14 protein-coding genes are annotated in these 16,463 nt (G+C 68.7%); 8 read left to right on the forward strand and 6 right to left on the reverse strand.

From position 1 onward, the window contains the following. Window positions 1–227 precede the first annotated feature (227 nt). The 3 genes from ABZV44_RS42645 to ABZV44_RS42655 are packed head-to-tail and all read left to right on the forward strand — an operon-like array spanning window position 228 to window position 1,967. Window positions 228–950, forward strand: coding sequence for a rhomboid-like protein (locus ABZV44_RS42645; protein ID WP_354850148.1), 723 nt, complete (start codon window positions 228–230; stop codon window positions 948–950). Between the two features lie 23 nt (window positions 951–973). Next, window positions 974–1,651: an endonuclease NucS gene (gene nucS, locus ABZV44_RS42650; protein WP_354850151.1), complete on the forward strand. Its 678-nt coding sequence runs from the start codon at window positions 974–976 to the stop codon at window positions 1,649–1,651. A 10-nt stretch (window positions 1,652–1,661) separates the two neighbouring features. Then, window positions 1,662–1,967, forward strand: coding sequence for an ATP/GTP-binding protein (locus ABZV44_RS42655; RefSeq protein WP_354850154.1), 306 nt, complete (start codon window positions 1,662–1,664; stop codon window positions 1,965–1,967). Window positions 1,968–2,158: 191 nt separating this feature from the next. Here ABZV44_RS42655 and ABZV44_RS42660 read toward each other — a convergent pair whose 3' ends face one another. Both ABZV44_RS42660 and mce read right to left on the reverse strand, forming a co-directional pair. Next, complete coding sequence (locus ABZV44_RS42660; RefSeq protein ID WP_354850157.1) at window positions 2,159–3,130, reverse strand: hypothetical protein; 972 nt, start codon at window positions 3,128–3,130, stop codon at window positions 2,159–2,161. A gap of 86 nt (window positions 3,131–3,216) precedes the next feature. Then, window positions 3,217–3,687, reverse strand: coding sequence for a methylmalonyl-CoA epimerase (gene mce / locus ABZV44_RS42665; RefSeq protein ID WP_354850160.1), 471 nt, complete (start codon window positions 3,685–3,687; stop codon window positions 3,217–3,219). Between the two features lie 113 nt (window positions 3,688–3,800). Between mce and ABZV44_RS42670 the strand changes: the two genes are divergently transcribed. The 3 genes from ABZV44_RS42670 (at window position 3,801) to ABZV44_RS42680 (ending at window position 6,414) form a co-directional block, all read left to right on the forward strand. Continuing rightward, the gene (locus tag ABZV44_RS42670) at window positions 3,801–4,985 is read left to right on the forward strand and encodes an acetyl-CoA C-acetyltransferase (protein ID WP_354850163.1); all 1,185 of its coding nucleotides are present in this window, start codon (window positions 3,801–3,803) and stop codon (window positions 4,983–4,985) included. Between the two features lie 138 nt (window positions 4,986–5,123). Further along, window positions 5,124–5,495, forward strand: coding sequence for a DUF3817 domain-containing protein (locus tag ABZV44_RS42675; protein WP_354850166.1), 372 nt, complete (start codon window positions 5,124–5,126; stop codon window positions 5,493–5,495). A 58-nt stretch (window positions 5,496–5,553) separates the two neighbouring features. Then, on the forward strand, window positions 5,554–6,414 hold the full coding sequence (locus ABZV44_RS42680) for a tetratricopeptide repeat protein (protein ID WP_354850298.1): 861 nt from the start codon (window positions 5,554–5,556) through the stop codon (window positions 6,412–6,414). Window positions 6,415–6,486: 72 nt separating this feature from the next. Here ABZV44_RS42680 and ABZV44_RS42685 read toward each other — a convergent pair whose 3' ends face one another. Further along, entirely contained in the window at window positions 6,487–7,848 is a 1,362-nt protein-coding gene (locus ABZV44_RS42685) for a TrpB-like pyridoxal phosphate-dependent enzyme (RefSeq protein WP_354850169.1), read from the reverse strand. Between the two features lie 119 nt (window positions 7,849–7,967). Between ABZV44_RS42685 and ABZV44_RS42690 the strand changes: the two genes are divergently transcribed. Beyond that, window positions 7,968–8,588: a TIGR03086 family metal-binding protein gene (locus ABZV44_RS42690; RefSeq protein WP_354850172.1), complete on the forward strand. Its 621-nt coding sequence runs from the start codon at window positions 7,968–7,970 to the stop codon at window positions 8,586–8,588. Window positions 8,589–8,743: 155 nt separating this feature from the next. Here the strand turns inward: ABZV44_RS42690 and glgB are convergent, their stop codons facing one another. The 3 genes from glgB to ABZV44_RS42705 all read right to left on the reverse strand — a co-directional run bounded on the left by glgB (window position 8,744) and on the right by ABZV44_RS42705 (window position 13,671). Continuing rightward, window positions 8,744–10,897, reverse strand: a complete 2,154-nt coding sequence (gene glgB / locus ABZV44_RS42695; RefSeq protein WP_354850301.1) for a 1,4-alpha-glucan branching protein GlgB — start codon at window positions 10,895–10,897, stop codon at window positions 8,744–8,746. An 88-nt stretch (window positions 10,898–10,985) separates the two neighbouring features. Further along, window positions 10,986–12,989, reverse strand: coding sequence for an alpha-1,4-glucan--maltose-1-phosphate maltosyltransferase (locus ABZV44_RS42700; RefSeq protein ID WP_354850175.1), 2,004 nt, complete (start codon window positions 12,987–12,989; stop codon window positions 10,986–10,988). A 22-nt stretch (window positions 12,990–13,011) separates the two neighbouring features. Continuing rightward, the gene (locus ABZV44_RS42705) at window positions 13,012–13,671 is read right to left on the reverse strand and encodes a PaaI family thioesterase (protein WP_354850178.1); all 660 of its coding nucleotides are present in this window, start codon (window positions 13,669–13,671) and stop codon (window positions 13,012–13,014) included. 223 nt (window positions 13,672–13,894) lie between these two features. Here ABZV44_RS42705 and glgP point away from each other — a divergent pair, with 223 nt between their 5' ends. Next, window positions 13,895–16,462: an alpha-glucan family phosphorylase gene (gene glgP / locus ABZV44_RS42710; RefSeq protein WP_354850181.1), complete on the forward strand. Its 2,568-nt coding sequence runs from the start codon at window positions 13,895–13,897 to the stop codon at window positions 16,460–16,462. Window position 16,463: the final 1 nt, after the last annotated feature.

Below are 16,463 nucleotides of genomic sequence, written 5' to 3' on the forward strand. Positions count from 1 at the left end.
GAAGCTAAGGCCACCTGCGCCGATGGTACTGCACTCGACAGGGTGTGGGAGAGTAGGACACCGCCGGAACATCCTTCGCGAAGGCCCCGACCAATTTGGTCGGGGCCTTCTGCGTATCCAGGGGTACTTGCGTGTATCCCGGGTACATATGGATAGGGTATGGATACACAGCAGGCTCCCAGCGGACAATCAGTTCACATGGGGCCGGGAAGACAATGATCGACAGCATGATTCACCAGCTCGCGCCCCAACGGCCGGCCGACCAGGCCCGCCGGTTCCGGTGGGCTGCTCTGTGGCTGCCCGCCACCTACAGCTATGTGGGTCTGCTGCTGGTGGGCGCCGTGGCCCTGACCATGGTCAGCGCGCCGCGGGAGTCGCGAATCGTGTTGCATGCCAGCACGAACTTGAACAACCTGACCAAGGGCCGCCTCGGCACGCTGTTCTCGAGCGCCTTCCTGGTGGGTGAGGGTGCGGCGACGGTGTTCCTGATCGTGCCGATGCTGGCCTGCCTGCTCGCTCTGGCGGAGCGGCGCTTCGGGACCGTGAAGCTGGTGCACACCTTCTTCGTCGGCCATGTGGGCGCGACCGTGCTGGTGGCGGTGGGCCTGTGGGTGGCGGTGCAGTCGCAGCTGGTGCCGGGCAGTATCGCGATGGCCGAGGATGTCGGCGTCAGCTATGGCGCGATGGCCGTGGTGGGTGCGCTGGTGGCGGTGCTGCCGCCGCATCGCCGGTGGGTGTGGGCGAGTACCTGGCTGGCGTTCGCGCTGGGCGGGGTGGTGCTCTGGCACACCTTCACCAATGTGGGTCACTTCCTGGCGCTGTGCCTGGGTCTGGGCATCGGGCGGTTGACGATCCGCCGGCAGGGCGGGGCGGTGCGGCCGTTGAACGTACCGGAATACCTTTTGCTGGCGTGCGGTTCCGTTTTTGCCTGCCTGATGCTGCTGGGCTGATGCCCGGTCACTAGACTCGACCGGTGCGCCTTGTGATTGCTCGTTGCCAGGTCGATTACGTTGGCCGTCTGACCGCCCATCTGCCCATGGCCCGTCGTCTGCTCATGATGAAGGCCGATGGTTCGGTGCTGGTCCATTCCGATGGCGGCTCCTACAAGCCTCTCAACTGGATGAGTCCGCCGTGCTGGCTGGAGGAACGGGAAACCGATTCCGAGACAACCCAACTGTGGGTGGTGTCCAACAAGGCCGGCGAGGAACTGCGCATCACCGTCGAGGACATCGAGCTGGATTCCAAGCACGAGCTGGGTGTCGATCCCGGGCTGGTGAAGGACGGCGTCGAGGCGCACCTGCAGGAGTTGCTCGCCGAGCACATCGAAACCCTCGGTCCCGGCTACACCCTGATTCGCCGCGAGTACATGACCGCCATCGGCCCGGTCGACATCCTGTGCCGTGACGCCGACGGCGCGACGGTGGCGGTGGAGATCAAGCGCCGCGGTGAGATCGACGGCGTCGAACAGCTCACCCGCTACCTCGAACTCCTCAATCGCGACCCGCTGCTGGCTCCCGTCGCGGGCGTCTTCGCCGCCCAGCAGATCAAGCCGCAGGCCAAGACTCTTGCCGCCGACCGCGGCATCCGCTGCCTCACACTGGATTACGATGCCCTGCGCGGCACCGACTCCAGCGAGTTCCGGCTGTTCTAACCTCGATACCATGCCCCGCCGGAAACCCCGCCCCAAGGACTCGGCGCGATCCCACTCGGACCCGCGCCCTCTGGGCGACGTCTTCGGTCGCACCGAGCACGGTCCCGGGACCGACGAGACCTTCGTCGTCCGCACGGTCCCCGGCACCCGCGCCACCAAGCCCTACCGGTGCCCCGGCTGCGACCACGTCATCCCACCGGGCACACCGCACATCGTCGCCTGGGCAGTCCACGGCGGCGAAGACGATCGCCGCCACTGGCACACCGGCTGCTGGAACGGCCGCAACACCCGCACCATCACCCGTCGCTGGTCTTGAGCCCCGGCAAGTGGGGGTCTCGTATCGGCGGCTGGAGCGTGACCTTTCTGCTCTGCGCCCTCCTGATTCCGTACTGCGCCAACAGTTTCGGGCGCGGGTGAGGGTGGCTCGCCGAGACACATAAGGAAGGCCGCTTCCCCCGGAGGGGAAGCGGCCTTCGAACGGATGCCGGTTGTCGCCCGGTCGGTGAATTAGCTGGAGACGTCAGCGTTCTCGCGCTCGTCGACGATCTCGTCCTCTTCGCGAGCGTCGGCGATGGCCTTGCGGCCGCCCTTCTGGATGGAGCGCTGTTCCGGTGCGCCGTCGAGCAGTTCGCTCTCGCGGTTGACGGCGGCGAGCATGGCCGGGACCGAGTCGAGCTGGCCGCGGATGCCGAGCAGCTGGGCCAGGACGCGGCCGCGCAGCACACGCATCTCCTCGGCAAGTTCCTTGGCGTGCGCGATCTTTCGATCCGCGGTGTTGGTCGCCGAGGTGATGAGGCGGTTGGCCTCGTCGGTGGCGTCCTTGATGCGCTGGGCGGCCTCGGCGCGCGAGGTGGCCTCCAGCTCCTCCATGGCGCGGGTCAGCTTGGTGCGCCGCTCCGCCATGGTGACCTCGAAGTCCTGCTGCGTGGCCTTGCGCTTGGCCTCGGACTCCTTGGTGAGGCGGTCGGCCTCGGCATTGGCGGCTTCGACGATCTTGGCGGACTCGGAGCGGGCGTTCGCGAGAGTCTGCTCGAACTCGATTTCGAGCGCTTCGCGCTTCTCCTTGGTCTCGGAGAGGAGCGATTCGTACTTCCCACGCATTTCGGTGGCCTGCTGCTCGGCAATCGAGATCATCTCGGCGGCCTCGGCCTGCGCCTGGGCGCGGACCTCGGAGGCCTCATCCGAGGCCAGACGCAGCATGCGGGAGATGCGATCGGACATGCCTTCGGCGGTGGTCGGCGGCACCGAGAGCCGGTCGACCTCCTTACGGAGCTCGTCGATCTCGTCCCGGGCATCCTCGAGCTGGGCCGCCAGGTTGCGGGCCTGGGCTGCGGCGGCATCGCGGTCGGTGGCGGTGACCCTCAGCTCGGCATCGAAACGGTCGAAGTAGTTACGCACCTCGTCACGGTCATAGCCCTTCCGCACAACGGTAAAGGGCAGCGCGACGAAGCGATTACGATCGGGCTCAGTGGACGACATGACCCACAAACTACAGCCTGACGACACCCGATGGTGACCCGACCGCGAATGTTGTTACGCCCTCTTTAGGAGGGCGGAACACGGTACTAGTGGGTAGTTTTCGCGGCCGGTTCGACGAGTTCCACCAGCACACCGCCAGCATCCTTGGGGTGGATGAAATTGATGCGGGAACCAGCGGTGCCGCCGCGCGGCTCTGCGTACAGCAAACGCAGGCCTCGTTCCCGAAGTTGCGCGGAAACAGCCTCGACATCGGTGACACGATACGCGAGCTGCTGCAGGCCAGGCCCGTTTCGGTCGATGAATTTCGCGATCGTCGACTCCTCGTTGAGCGGAGCCAGCAACTGCAGAGCGACCGAGCCGGCCGGAGTGCCGGGCACAGACAGCATGGCCTCGTGCACGCCCTGCGCCTCGTTGATCTCGCGATGCGTCTCCACCATGCCGAGATTGTCCCGGTACCAGGCCACCGCCGAATCGAGATCTGGCACAGCGATTCCGACGTGGTCGACGGCGGTGACGTATTCCGACGGGATGAATCCGGTGTTCTCTGTGTTGCTCACATCAGTGACGGTAGCGCGCCCCTCGGAAGGATGCCGGAGCGCCGCACGTTACCTTTGAGTACGGCTCCGATGGTTGGCGGAGCAGTCACCAAACGACGTAAGCGAGGCTCATCGTGACCACCACCTCCGTCATCGTCTCCGGCGCGCGCACCCCGGTGGGCCGGCTGCTCGGATCGCTGAAGGGCTTCAGCGGCTCCGACCTGGGCGGGTTCGCCATCAAGGCGGCACTGGAGAAGGGTGGGGTGGCGCCCGAGCAGGTCGACTACGTGATCATGGGCCAGGTGCTCACCGCGGGCGCGGGCCAGATCCCGGCCCGGCAGGCCGCGGTCGCCGCGGGTATTCCGATGGATGTCCCGGCGCTCACCGTCAACAAGGTGTGTCTGTCCGGTATCAATGCAATTGCGCTGGCGGACCAGCTGATTCGGGCCGGCGAGTACGAGATCGTGGTGGCCGGCGGCCAGGAGTCCATGACCAACGCCCCGCACCTGCTGGAGAAGAGCCGCGAAGGCTACAAGTACGGCGACGTCAACCTGCGCGACAGCATGGCCTACGACGGCCTGCACGACATCTTCACCGATCAGGCCATGGGCGCGCTCACCGAGCAGCGCAACGACGCCGACGCCATCAGCCGCGAGGAGCAGGACGCCTTCGCCGCTGCCTCGCACCAGAAGGCCGCCGCCGCCTGGAAGAACGGCCTCTTCGCCGACGAGGTCACCCCGGTCTCGATCCCGCAGCGCAAGGGCGACCCGATCCAGTTCGCCGAGGACGAGGGCATCCGCGCCGACACGACGGCCGAGTCGCTGGGCAAGCTGCGTCCGGCCTTCCGCAAGGACGGCACCATCACCGCCGGTTCCGCCTCGCAGATCTCCGACGGCGCGGCCGCGGTGGTCGTCATGTCCAAGGCCAAGGCCGAGGAGCTGGGTCTGAGCTGGATCGCCGAGATCGGCGCGGCCGGCGTCGTGGCCGGCCCCGACTCCACCCTGCAGGACCAGCCCGCCAACGCCATCGCCAAAGCCTGTGCCAAGGAAGGCATTTCGCCCGCCGAGCTGGATCTGGTCGAGATCAACGAGGCGTTCGCGGCGGTCGGCATCGCCTCCACCCGCAAGCTCGGCATCGACCCGGAGAAGGTCAATGTCAATGGCGGCGCCATCTCCATCGGCCACCCGCTCGGCATGTCCGGCGCCCGCATCGTCCTGCACCTGGCGCTCGAGCTGCAGCGCCGCGGCGGCGGTGTCGGCGCGGCCGCGCTCTGCGGTGGTGGCGGCCAGGGCGACGCCCTCATCGTCCGCGTGCGATAGGGACAACCGCTCATGAGGAACAGCCCCGGCTCGTGAGCCGGGGCTGTTCCGGTTCTCATACCAGGAATCCAGCGCGGCCGTCCCAGATGTGACCAGGTCCACTACAGGGCGTCGTAGGCATCGGGCAGAATGGTTGCCATGGGTGATCTGTTCGACCTGTCCACGGTCGCTAAGCGCGTGCGTTTCTTCGGCCTGCTCGAGGTGCCCTCGTGGGTGCTGCTGTTCATCGGCTCGGCCCTGAAGCGCGCGGATGCGCTGGGGATCGCCGATCAGCCGATCAAGTGGCCGGTGATGGTGTTCGGCATGCTGCACGGCATCGTGTTCCTGGCCTACGCCATCAACTGCCTGCTGGCCTCGCGCGAGTTCGAATGGCCGGGCAAGACCACGGGTCTGGCGCTGCTGTCCTCGGTGGTCCCGTTCACGTCCGTGTTCTTCGAGCGGTGGGCGATCAACTCCGGTCAGCTGGGTGAACTGAGCCAAGCCGCGGCACCCGCCGCCGCACGGTCGTGACAAACTGGATGTCGTGACTCGACCTGCACGCCGTCCCTCCGCCGCCGCAGCCGCCGCCATGTCGGGCGCGGTGGACCTGTCCGCTCTCAAGCAGCCGGCCGCCGCCGCGGGAGATGTCCCGGGTGACCACGCCGTCACCGAGGCCAATTTCGAGGATCGAGTGCTACGGCGCTCCACCCAGGTGCCGGTGGTGGTGGCGCTGTACTCGCAGCGCAGCCCCGGGAGCATCGAGCTGGTGAAGCTGCTGGAGCAGCTGGTCGGCCAGAGCGGTGGCGAGTGGGATCTGGCCACCGTGGAGGCGGAGGCCAATATGCGCATCGCGCAGGCCTTCGGCGTCCAGGGCATTCCGACCGTGGTCGCCGTGGCCGCGGGCCAGCCGCTCGCCGACTTCACCGGCAACCAGCCGGAGGAGCAGGTGACCCAGTGGATCGCCGCCGTGGTGGACGCCGTGCGCGGCAAGCTCCCCGGCGTCGGCGCGGAGGCCGCCGCGGCCGAGCCCGAGGCTCCCGAGGATCCCCGCTTCGTCGCCGCCGAAGAAGCCTTGGAGCGCGGCGAATTCGACAATGCGATCGCCGTGTACGAGGCCATCCTGGCCGCCGAGCCGAACAACGCCGAGGCCAAGGCCGCCCTGCGTCAGGTCCAGTTCCTTTCCCGTGTACAGGATCTCGACCCCGCCGCCGTCGCCAAGTCCGACGCCGACCCGGCCGATCTGGACGCCGCTATCGCCGCGGCCGACCTGGAGATGTTCAACCAGCAGCCGGAGGCCGCCTTCGATCGCCTCGTCGCCCAGGTCAAGCGCACCGCCGGCGACGACCGCACCAAGGCCCGCACCCACCTGCTCGAACTCTTCGAACTCTTCGACCCCGCCGAGCCCATCGTGGTCGCCGCCCGCCGCAAGCTTGCTGCCGCACTGTACTGACGACTGGAGATCAGGGAGCTCTCACCGCGGGGATTCGGACGAAATCCCGCAGCGAGGGCTCCCTGATCCTGTTCAGACGGTGGGGAGGCCGGCGAGGGCGGCGTCGATACGGGGCTGGGGGAGTTCGAAGTCGGGAATTTCGCCTGCGAGATAGCGCTCGTAGGCGGTCATGTCGAAGTGGCCGTGGCCGCACAGGGCGGTGAGCAGGACCTTCTCTTCACCGGATTCGGTGCAGCGCTTCGCCTCTTCGATGACGGCCGCCAGCGCGTGAGAGGGCTCGGGGGCCGGAAGGATACCCTCGGCCTTCGCGAAAGTGACGGCCGCGGCGAAGCATTCGCGCTGCTGCTTCGCCACCGCCTCGAACAATCCCAGCTCGTACATGTGCGACAGCAGCGGCGACATGCCGTGATACCGCAGCCCGCCCGCATGCACCGGATCGGGGATGAAGTCGTGGCCCAGGGTGTGCATCTTCATCAGTGGGGTGAAGCCGGCGGTGTCGCCGAAGTCGTAGGCGTAGATGCCGCGCGTGAACGACGGGCACGCGGCGGGCTCGACGGCCCGGATCACCGGATCGGCTCGGCCCGCGAGCTTTTCGCGCAGGAAGGGCAGGAACAGTCCCGCGAAGTTGGAGCCGCCGCCGGTGCAGCCGATGATCAGATCGGGCAGGCGTTCACCCGCCGCGGCGAACTGTTTCAGCGCCTCCTCCCCGATGACGGTCTGGTGCAGCAGTACATGATTGAGCACGCTGCCCAGCGCGTAGCGGGTTGCCGGGTCGGCCGTGGCCACCTCCACCGCCTCGCTGATGGCGATGCCCAGGCTGCCGGGTGAATCCGGGTGGTCGGCAAGGATTTTCGCGCCCGCGGCGGTGATCGGCGAGGGGCTGGCGTGCACGGTCGCGCCCCAGGTCTGCATGAGCGTGCGCCGGTGCGGTTTCTGGTCGTAGGAGGCGCGCACCATCCACACCTCGCAGTCGATGCCGTATTGCGCGCAGGCGAAGGCGAGCGCGCTGCCCCACTGGCCCGCGCCGGTCTCGGTGGTCAGTCGCCGGGTGCCCGCGGCGGCGTTGTAGAACGCCTGCGGCACAGCGGTATTCGGCTTGTGTGAGCCGGCGGGGGAGACGCCCTCGTATTTGTAATAAATTCGGGCCGGAGTGCCGAGCGCCTTCTCCAGCCGTCGCGCCCGGAACAGTGGCGTCGGCCGCCAGAGGCGGTAGACATCGATGACCTCGTCCGGGATGTCGAGGTAGCGGTCACCGCTCACCTCCTGCCGGATGAGCTCCATCGGGAACAGCGGGGCCAGATCCTCGGGCCCGACCGGCTGTCCGGTGCCGGGATGCAGTGGGGGCGGCGGTGGTGCGGGCAGGTCCGGGATGACGTTGTACCAACGCCTCGGGATCTCGGATTCGTCCAGCGTGATCTTGGTGCGCTCGTCCACGGGACCCTCCCGGCTCGAAACGGCTGTCTGTCCAGACTGCTCTCGCAGTGGACCGGTTGGTGTGGAATTCGCCGGATTGTCTCTGTCGCGGGCGCGCGGAAATTAGTAAGCTGGTGCGTATGATAAGCACGTACGAAGAATTGCTGGCCTCGGGAACCGAACTGCTCGCGCTGGACGCCCGCGCGGTGCGCACCAGCATCGAGGTGGTGGCGGGACTCACCCCCGCCGATCTGGACGCACCCACGCCCTGCGCAGGCTGGACGCTGCGAGACCTGCTGGAGCACATGATCGTTCAGCATTACGGCTTCGCGGCCGCCGCCCGCGGCGAGAGCGATCTCGCGCTGTGGAAGCCGCAGCCGCTCGGCGACGATCCGATCGGTGAGTACCGGGAGGCGGCCGAGCACGTGCTGGCCACCTTCGCCCGGCCGGGCGTCCTGGAACGGCAGTTCCCACTGCCGGAGGTCCGCGACGGCATCGTGATTCCCGCGCCGCTGGCCATCAGCTTTCACTTCATCGACTACATCGTGCACGCCTGGGATGTGGCTCGGGCGCTCGGACAGACCGTGGAATTCGACGCGGACCTGCTGAGCGCGGGGCTGCCGGTGGCCGAGGCGGTGCCGCGCGGTCCGGAGCGGGAACGGCCGGGCTCGTCGTTCGCGCCCGAGGTCGCCGTGCCGGAGGCGTCCGGGCTGGATCGGATCCTGGCTGTGCTGGGCCGCGCGCCCGGCTGGCCGGTGTGATCGGGGGCGCGCTCCCGTAGATGGTTCCTCACTCGCGTCCGGTAGGAACCGGTCGTCCTACTCGGTGCCGGCCGCTGGCGCCCGGCTGGCCGGAGTGATCTGGGGCGCGCTCCCGTAAATGGTTCCTCACTCGCGTCCGGTAGGAACCGGTCGTCCTACTCGGTGCCGGCCGCTGGCGTCTTCGACAACCAGACGGCGCTGTTCGGCGCCAGGGTCAGGGCGGCCGACACCGGGCGGCCGTGCCAGGGCACGGGCTCGGCGGCGATCACGTCGGCATTGCCCGTGCCGCTGCCGCCATAGGCGATGGCATCGGTGTTCAGCACCTCGTACCACGAATCCGGTTCGGGCCCGGGCAATCCGATGCGATAGCCGTCGAGCTGACGGCCCGAGAAGTTGTAGACGCAGGCGAGAATGGATCCGTCGGTGCCGTAGCGCAGGAACGACAGCACATTGTTGTCGCGGTCGTCGGCGTCGATCCAGGAGTAGCCGCCCGGCGACGTATCCTGGCTCCACAGTGCGGGATTGGCGGCATACCGCCGGTTGAGGTCCCCGACCAGCCGCTGAATGCCCTGGTGCAGAGGGTTTTCCAGCTCGTGCCAATCCAGTCCGCGATCGTGGTCCCACTCCCGGAACTGACCGAATTCCTGGCCCATGAACAACAGCTGTTTGCCCGGATGCGCCCACATGTAGGCCAGCAACGCGCGGACCCCGCTCGCCCTGGTGAAATCGTCGCCGGGCATGCGGGTCCACAGCGTCCCCTTGCCGTAGACCACCTCGTCGTGGCTGATGGGCAGCACGTAGTTCTCGCTCCAGGCATAGGTCAGCGAGAAGGTGACCTCGTTGTGGTGCCAGGTCCGGTACACCGGATCGTGGGCGAGATACCCGAGCGTGTCGTGCATCCAGCCCATATTCCATTTCATGGTGAAGCCCAGGCCGCCGACCTCGGTGGCGCGGGTGACCCCCGGCCAGGTGGTGGACTCCTCGGCCACCGTCAGCACGCCCGGATGGTGCTTGTGCACGGTCGCGTTCATTTCCTGCAGGAAGGCGACGGCCTCCAGATTCTCGCGGCCGCCGTGGATGTTCGGCTCCCAGTCCGGGCGGGAGTAGTCCAGGTAGAGCATCGAGGCCACGGCGTCCACGCGCAGGCCGTCGATATGGAACTCTTCGATCCAGTACAGCGCATTGGCGACGAGGAAGTTGCGGACCTCGTGGCGGCCGAAGTTGAAAACGTAGGTGCCCCAGTCGAGTTGCTCGCCGCGGCGCGGATCGGCGTGCTCGTAGAGGGCGGTGCCGTCGAATCGGGCCAGCGCCCACTCGTCCCGCGGGAAGTGCGCGGGCACCCAGTCGAGGATGACGCCGATTCCGCTGCGGTGCAGGTGATCCACCAGGAACCGGAAGTCGTCGGGGGAGCCGAAGCGGGCGGTCGGCGCGTAATAGGAGGTGACCTGGTAACCCCAGGAGCCGCCGAAGGGATGCTCGGCCACCGGCAGCAGCTCGACATGCGTGAAGCCCTGGGCGAGCACGTATTCCGCCAGCTGCTCGGCGATCTCGCGATACCCGAGCCCCGGCCGCCACGAACCCAGATGCACCTCGTAGGCGCTGACCGGCGCGCGCAGCGGATCGGTGCGGGCCCGCGCCCGCAGCCATTCGGCGTCGCCCCAGGCGAATTCGCTCGCGGTGACGACCGACGCGGTCGCGGGCGGGACCTCGGTGGCGTAGGCCATCGGATCGGCGTGGTCGACGGTGCGTCCGTCCGCCCCGTGCACGCGGTACTTGTACAGCGCCCCGGCCTCGATGCCGGGCAGGAACAGCTCCCACACCCCGGAATCGCCGAGTTTCCGCATGGGGGCGGTGTTTCCGCTCCATCCGTCGAAATCCCCGATTACCGCCACGCCCCGCGCGTTGGGGGCCCACACCGCGAAGGCCGTGCCGGATACCTCGCCGTCGAGGGTGGGGTAGCGCTTCGGGTGCGCGCCCAGCACCTCCCAGAGCCGCTCGTGCCGGCCCTCGCCGAGCAGGTGCAGATCGACGTCGCCGAGGGTGGGCAGGAAGCGGTACCCGTCCGCGTCCACCACCGTGCGCCCGCCCGGGTAGGAGCTGACGATGCGGTAGTCCCACAGCTCCGGGAACGGCAGCACCGCCTCGAATACCCCGTGATCACTGTGCGCCAGTGGATGATCCACGCCGCCGATCCGGGCCGCCACCGAAACAGCGTGTGGCCGCCGCACGCGGATGACGGTCCCGCCGGCATGCGGGTGTGCGCCCAGCACGGTATGCGGGTCGGGGTGGGTTCCGGCCGCCAGCAGCATGAGATCGCGCCGATTCACATCCCGCCCCCGTGCGGGGCCGGGCGCGGGATTCTTCGCTCGGTCGCCGCCGTGCCGCCGGCCGCGCCTGTCATCGGAACGACCGGCGGAAGGCCAGTTCGGGGCGCGCGGCGGCCGGCACCGGCGGCAGTACGAGAATGTGGGCCGCCACCCGGGCCGGGTCCAGGCGCACGTAATTGCTCTGGCCCCAGTGGTATTCCTCGCCGGTGACCTCGTCGTACACCGTCGGCCGGTCGTGCCATTCGCGGCCGATGGCGGGCAGGTCGAGCGAGACCATGCCCTGCTCGGCGCCGAACGGGTTCAGGTTCACCACCACGAGCACCGCGTCGCCGGTGGTGGGATCGAACTTCGAGAACGCCAGCAGCGCATCGTTGTCCACGTAATGGAAGTGGATGCAGCGCACCTGCTGCAGCGCGGGATGCGCGCGCCGGATCTCGTTGAGCCGGGTCAGCCACGGCTCCAGGGATTCCCCGCGCGCGGCCGCCTCGGCGAAACGGCGTGGCCGCAGCTGGTATTTCTCGGAGTCCAGGTACTCCTCGCTGCCCTGCTGCACCGACTGGTGCTCGTACAGCTCGAAGCCCGAGTACACGCCCCAGGTAGCCCCGAGCGTCGCGGCCAGCACCGCGCGGATCGCGAACATGCCGGGCCCGCCGTACTGCAGGCTCTCGTGCAGGATGTCGGGGGTGTTCACGAACAGATTGGCCCGGGCCTCATCGGCCTTGGCGGCCACTTCCCGGCCGAATTCCTCGAGGTCGTGTTTGTGGGTGCGCCAGGTGAAATACGTGTAGGACTGGCTGAATCCGCGCCGCGCCAGACCGTACATGCGCGCGGGACGGGTGAATGCCTCCGACAGGAAGATGATCTCCGGGTTCTTCCGGTGCACTTCGGCGATCAGCCATTCCCAGAAATCCGCCGGTTTGGTGTGCGGATTGTCGACCCGGAACACGGTGACGCCCAGGCCGATCCAATGCCGCACCACCCGCAGCACCTCGGCGTAGAGCCCGTCGGGCTCGTCGTCGAAATTGAGCGGATAGATGTCCTGATACTTCTTCGGCGGATTCTCCGCGTACGCGATGGTGCCGTCCGGCAGCGTGGTGAACCACTCCGGATGCGCCGCCACCCACGGATGGTCGGGCGCGCACTGCAGCGCCAGGTCCAGCGCCACCTCCATCCCCAATTCCTGTGCGGCCGCGACGAAGTCGAGGAAGTCCGCCTCGGTGCCCAGCAGCGGGTGGATGGCGTCGTGCCCGCCCTCCGCCGAGCCGATGGCCCACGGCGAGCCGACATCCGCGGGTCCCGCGGTCAGGGAGTTGTTGGGCCCCTTGCGATTCACCGTGCCGATGGGGTGGATCGGCGGCAGGTACACCACGTCGAAGCCCATGGCGGCAATCCGGGGCAGATCCTTGGCGGCGGTGGCGAAGGTGCCGTGCACGGGCCGGCCCTCGGCGTCCCAGCCGCCGGTCGACCGCGGGAAGAATTCGTACCACGCTCCAACCAGCGCCCGCTGCCGCTCCACCCGCACGGTGTGCAATGGTCCGTGAGTCACGAACTCCCGCAACGGTGTTGCCCGCAGGATCTCGCCGACCTCGGCGCCGAAGGCGGCGGCGACCCGGGCGGGCAGTTGCGCGTCGCTGCGCAGCGCGGCGGCCGCGGCGCGCAGGATCTCCCACTGCCGCTTCGGGACCGCGAGCGCGGCCCGCTCCAGCAGCCGGGCTCCGGTCTCCAGATCATTGGCCAGATCGACGGCGCTCTGCCCGACGGCGAGCTTGGCCTCGACCCCGGACCGCCAGGTGGCGAGGGGATCGCTCCAGCCCTCGATCCGAAAGGTCCAGCGCCCGGTCATGGTCGGGGTGAACACCGCGTTGAACACGTCCGGCTCGTACTCCGGGCTCATGCGAATGCGGTGCGTGCGTGTAGAACCCGGGGCCTGCACCGCCAGCGTGGCGGCGACCGCCTCGTGGCCTTCGCGCCAGACCACCGCTCGCACCGGGACGACCTCGCCGACCACGGCCTTGGTCGGCCGGCCGCCGGGAATCACGGGGGCGGTGTCATCGATGGCGATGCGGCCGGTCACGCCCTCGAACTTACCGGAGTGGCTACTGCTGGCCCGGCTTGAGGAGCACGAACAGGCCGTGGGCCTCGGCACACAGCCGGTCGCCGTCGTGCAGGGTGGCGCGCACGAACACCTTGCGGCCCTCCTGCCGCTCCACCCAGCCGCGCAGCACCAGCTCGGTGTTCAGCGGCGTGATGGACCGGTAGTCGACGTGCAGGAAGGCGGTGCGGGTGGCCTGCCTGGTGTACAGCGCCGCCGTCATGCCGAGCAGGTCGTCGAAGCCGAGGGCGATGTGGCCGCCGTGGGCCGCACTGTTGCCGCCCAGGTGGAAGGTGCGGAAGGTGATGCGGGCCCGCACCCCGTCCTGGTCCGCCGCGTCGACCTCGAACGGCGGCAGCGTGATGTTGCCGCGCGCGGGCAGGTCGTTGCGATGCCACGCCGGCGCGTCCCATTCGTCGACGACCGCCGCGTCGAGCTTGTCGTTGAGCTCCTTCAGGGTGGCGATCACGTCCAGCGCCAGCGCGTCGGCCGGATCGGCCAGCCGCACCCGGTCCATCAGCCCGCGCACCTCGTCGATGAACTCCCCGTAGTGCGCTCCACCCTTGGTGTTGTCGCGGCCCAGTTCTCGGATCGGCCGGAACCCGCCCTCGTGATGCTCCTGGGTGGGCTGTCCCTCGACCGCCTCGATCTGCTGCTCGCTCATGTGAAACACGTTATCGGTTGCCGACGGGATGCTCCGCGCGGGGGATGTTCTGACCAGCGTCAGATGCGCGCAGGGGTTCGCGGCCGTCTCGATTCTCTGGACCGACGGAGTGGGGGAGCGAACGGCTCCATAGACCCGCGCCTTGGAGGAGCGGAGGAGGGAAGAACCGAGACCTGGGGGCCGCGAACCCGCCCGGAGCGAAGCGGAGGGCAGAATAAGCACTGTGAAGGCATTGCGTCGATTCACCGTTCGTGCCCATCTGCCGGAGCGGTTGTCCGCATTGACCGAGCTGGCGACCAATTTGCGCTGGTCGTGGCATGGGCCTACCCAGGATGTTTTCGCGGAGCTGGATCCCCGCCTGTGGGCGGAGGTCGGGCACGATCCCGTTCGGATGCTGGGGGAGGTGCCCGCGGCCCGGCTCGACGAGCTGGCCGGGGACGACGGCTACGTGCGGCGAGTCGATGCCGCGGCGGCCGATCTCCAGGACTATCTGGACCGCCCTCGCTGGTTCCAGAAGCAGCAGCGCGGGCCGCGAGGGATCGCGTACTTCTCCATGGAGTTCGGCGTCACCGAGGTGCTGCCCAACTATTCGGGCGGGCTCGGGATTCTGGCGGGCGACCATCTCAAGGCCGCCTCGGATCTGGGCCTGCCGCTCATCGGCGTCGGATTGCTGTACCGCTCGGGCTATTTCCGGCAATCCCTGACCGCCGACGGCTGGCAGGCCGAGCACTATCCGGCCCTGGACCCGATGGGGCTGCCGCTCCGGCTGCTCACCGACGGTGGCGCGCCGGTGCTCGTGCACGTGGCCATGCCCGAGGGGCGGGTGCTGCGGGCCCGGGTGTGGATCGCCCAGGTGGGCCGGATTCCCCTGCTGCTCTTGGACTCCGATATCGCCGACAACGACCCGGAACTGCGGGCCGTCACCGACCGGCTCTACGGCGGCGATCAGGACCACCGCATCAAGCAGGAGATCCTGGCCGGCATCGGCGGCGTCCGGGCGGTGCGCGCGTACACCCGCGCCAACGGCCTGCCCGATCCCGACGTCTTCCACATGAACGAGGGCCACGCCGGATTCCTCGGCATCGAGCGCATCCGCGAATTCATGGCTGCCGGAATGGATTTCGACTCCGCGCTGGCCGCGGTTCGCGCCGGCACCGTCTTCACCACCCACACTCCGGTCCCCGCGGGCATCGACCGCTTCGCCGGCTCCCTGGTGCGCCGGTACTTCGGCGGCGCGCACGGCGAACGGGAATCACCGGTGCTGCCGGGCGTTTCCGTGGACCGCATCCTGGCCATGGGACGCGAGGCCGATCCGTCGGTGTTCAACATGGCCCACCTCGGCCTGCGCCTGGCCCAGCGCGCCAACGGCGTGTCGAAGCTGCACGGCGAGGTCAGCCGCGCCATGTTCGCGCCGCTGTGGCCGGGCTTCGACGCGAGCGAAGTCCCGATCGGCTCGGTCACCAATGGCGTGCACGCCCCCACCTGGGCCGCGCGCGAATGGATCGACAAGGCCCGCGAACTCATCGGCGCCGAACTGGTCGAGGAGGCCCGCGGCTGGGAGCGGCTGCGCGATGTGGACCTGCGTGAACTGTGGTCCACCCGGAATGCCCTGCGTGGCATCCTCGTCGACGAGGTGCGCCGCCGGCTGCGCAACTCGTGGCTCGAACGCGGCGCGGCCAGCGCCGAACTCGGCTGGATCGACGAGGTTTTCGACCCGGGCGTGCTGACCGTCGGCTTCGCCCGGCGCGTCCCCACCTACAAGCGCCTCACCCTCATGCTGCGTGACCCGGAACGCCTGCGCGCCATGCTGCTCGACCCGGAGCATCCGGTGCAGCTGGTGGTCGCCGGCAAATCCCATCCGGCCGACGAGGGCGGCAAGGCGCTCATCCAGCAGGTGGTCCGTTTCGCCGACGATCCGGCCGTGCGCCACCGCATCGTCTTCCTGCCCGACTACGACATGTCCATGGCCCGCTACCTGTACTGGGGCTGCGACGTCTGGCTCAACAACCCGCTGCGCCCGCTCGAGGCCTGTGGCACCTCCGGTATGAAGTCGGCCCTCAACGGCGGCCTCAACCTGTCCGTCCGCGACGGCTGGTGGGACGAGATGCACGACGGCGAGAACGGCTGGTCCATCCCCACCGCCGACGGCGTCCGCGACGAGCATCGCCGCGACGACCTGGAGGCCTCGGCCCTCTACGATCTGCTGGAACGCGCTGTGCTGCCGCGCTTCTACGACCGCGATCACGACGACCTGCCGGCCCGCTGGATGGAAATGGTCCGCCACACCCTGCGGACGCTGGGCCCGAAGGTGCTGGCCTCCCGCATGGTCCGTGACTACGCCGTCGACTACTACACGCCCGCCGCCGCGGCCTATGAAGCGGTGTCCGCCAACGACTTCAAGGGCGCGCAGGACCTGTCGGTGTACCGCCGCCGCGTCGAATCCGCCTGGCCCACGGTCAAAGTCCTGCAGGTGGACAGCTCCGGCCTGCCCGACATCCCGGTCATCGGCGCGGACCTGGACCTGCGGGCCCGCATCGATCTCGGCGGCCTCACCCCCGCCGACGTCAGCGTGCAGGCCGTGCTCGGCCGGGTCTCACCCACCGACGATCTGACCGACGTCCACACCTTCCCCATGCGCCACGCCGGAACCGATTCCGGCGCAGACATTTTCACCATCCAGACGCCGGTCCCGCTGTCCGGCGCGGTCGGATACACGATCCGCATCCTGCCGCACCACCCGCTCCTCGCCACGGACGCCGAACTCGGCCTGATCGCCACGCCCAGCCCCTGAC

Source organism: Nocardia sp. NPDC004860, from assembly GCF_040609015.1.
Taxonomy (GTDB): domain Bacteria; phylum Actinomycetota; class Actinomycetes; order Mycobacteriales; family Mycobacteriaceae; genus Nocardia.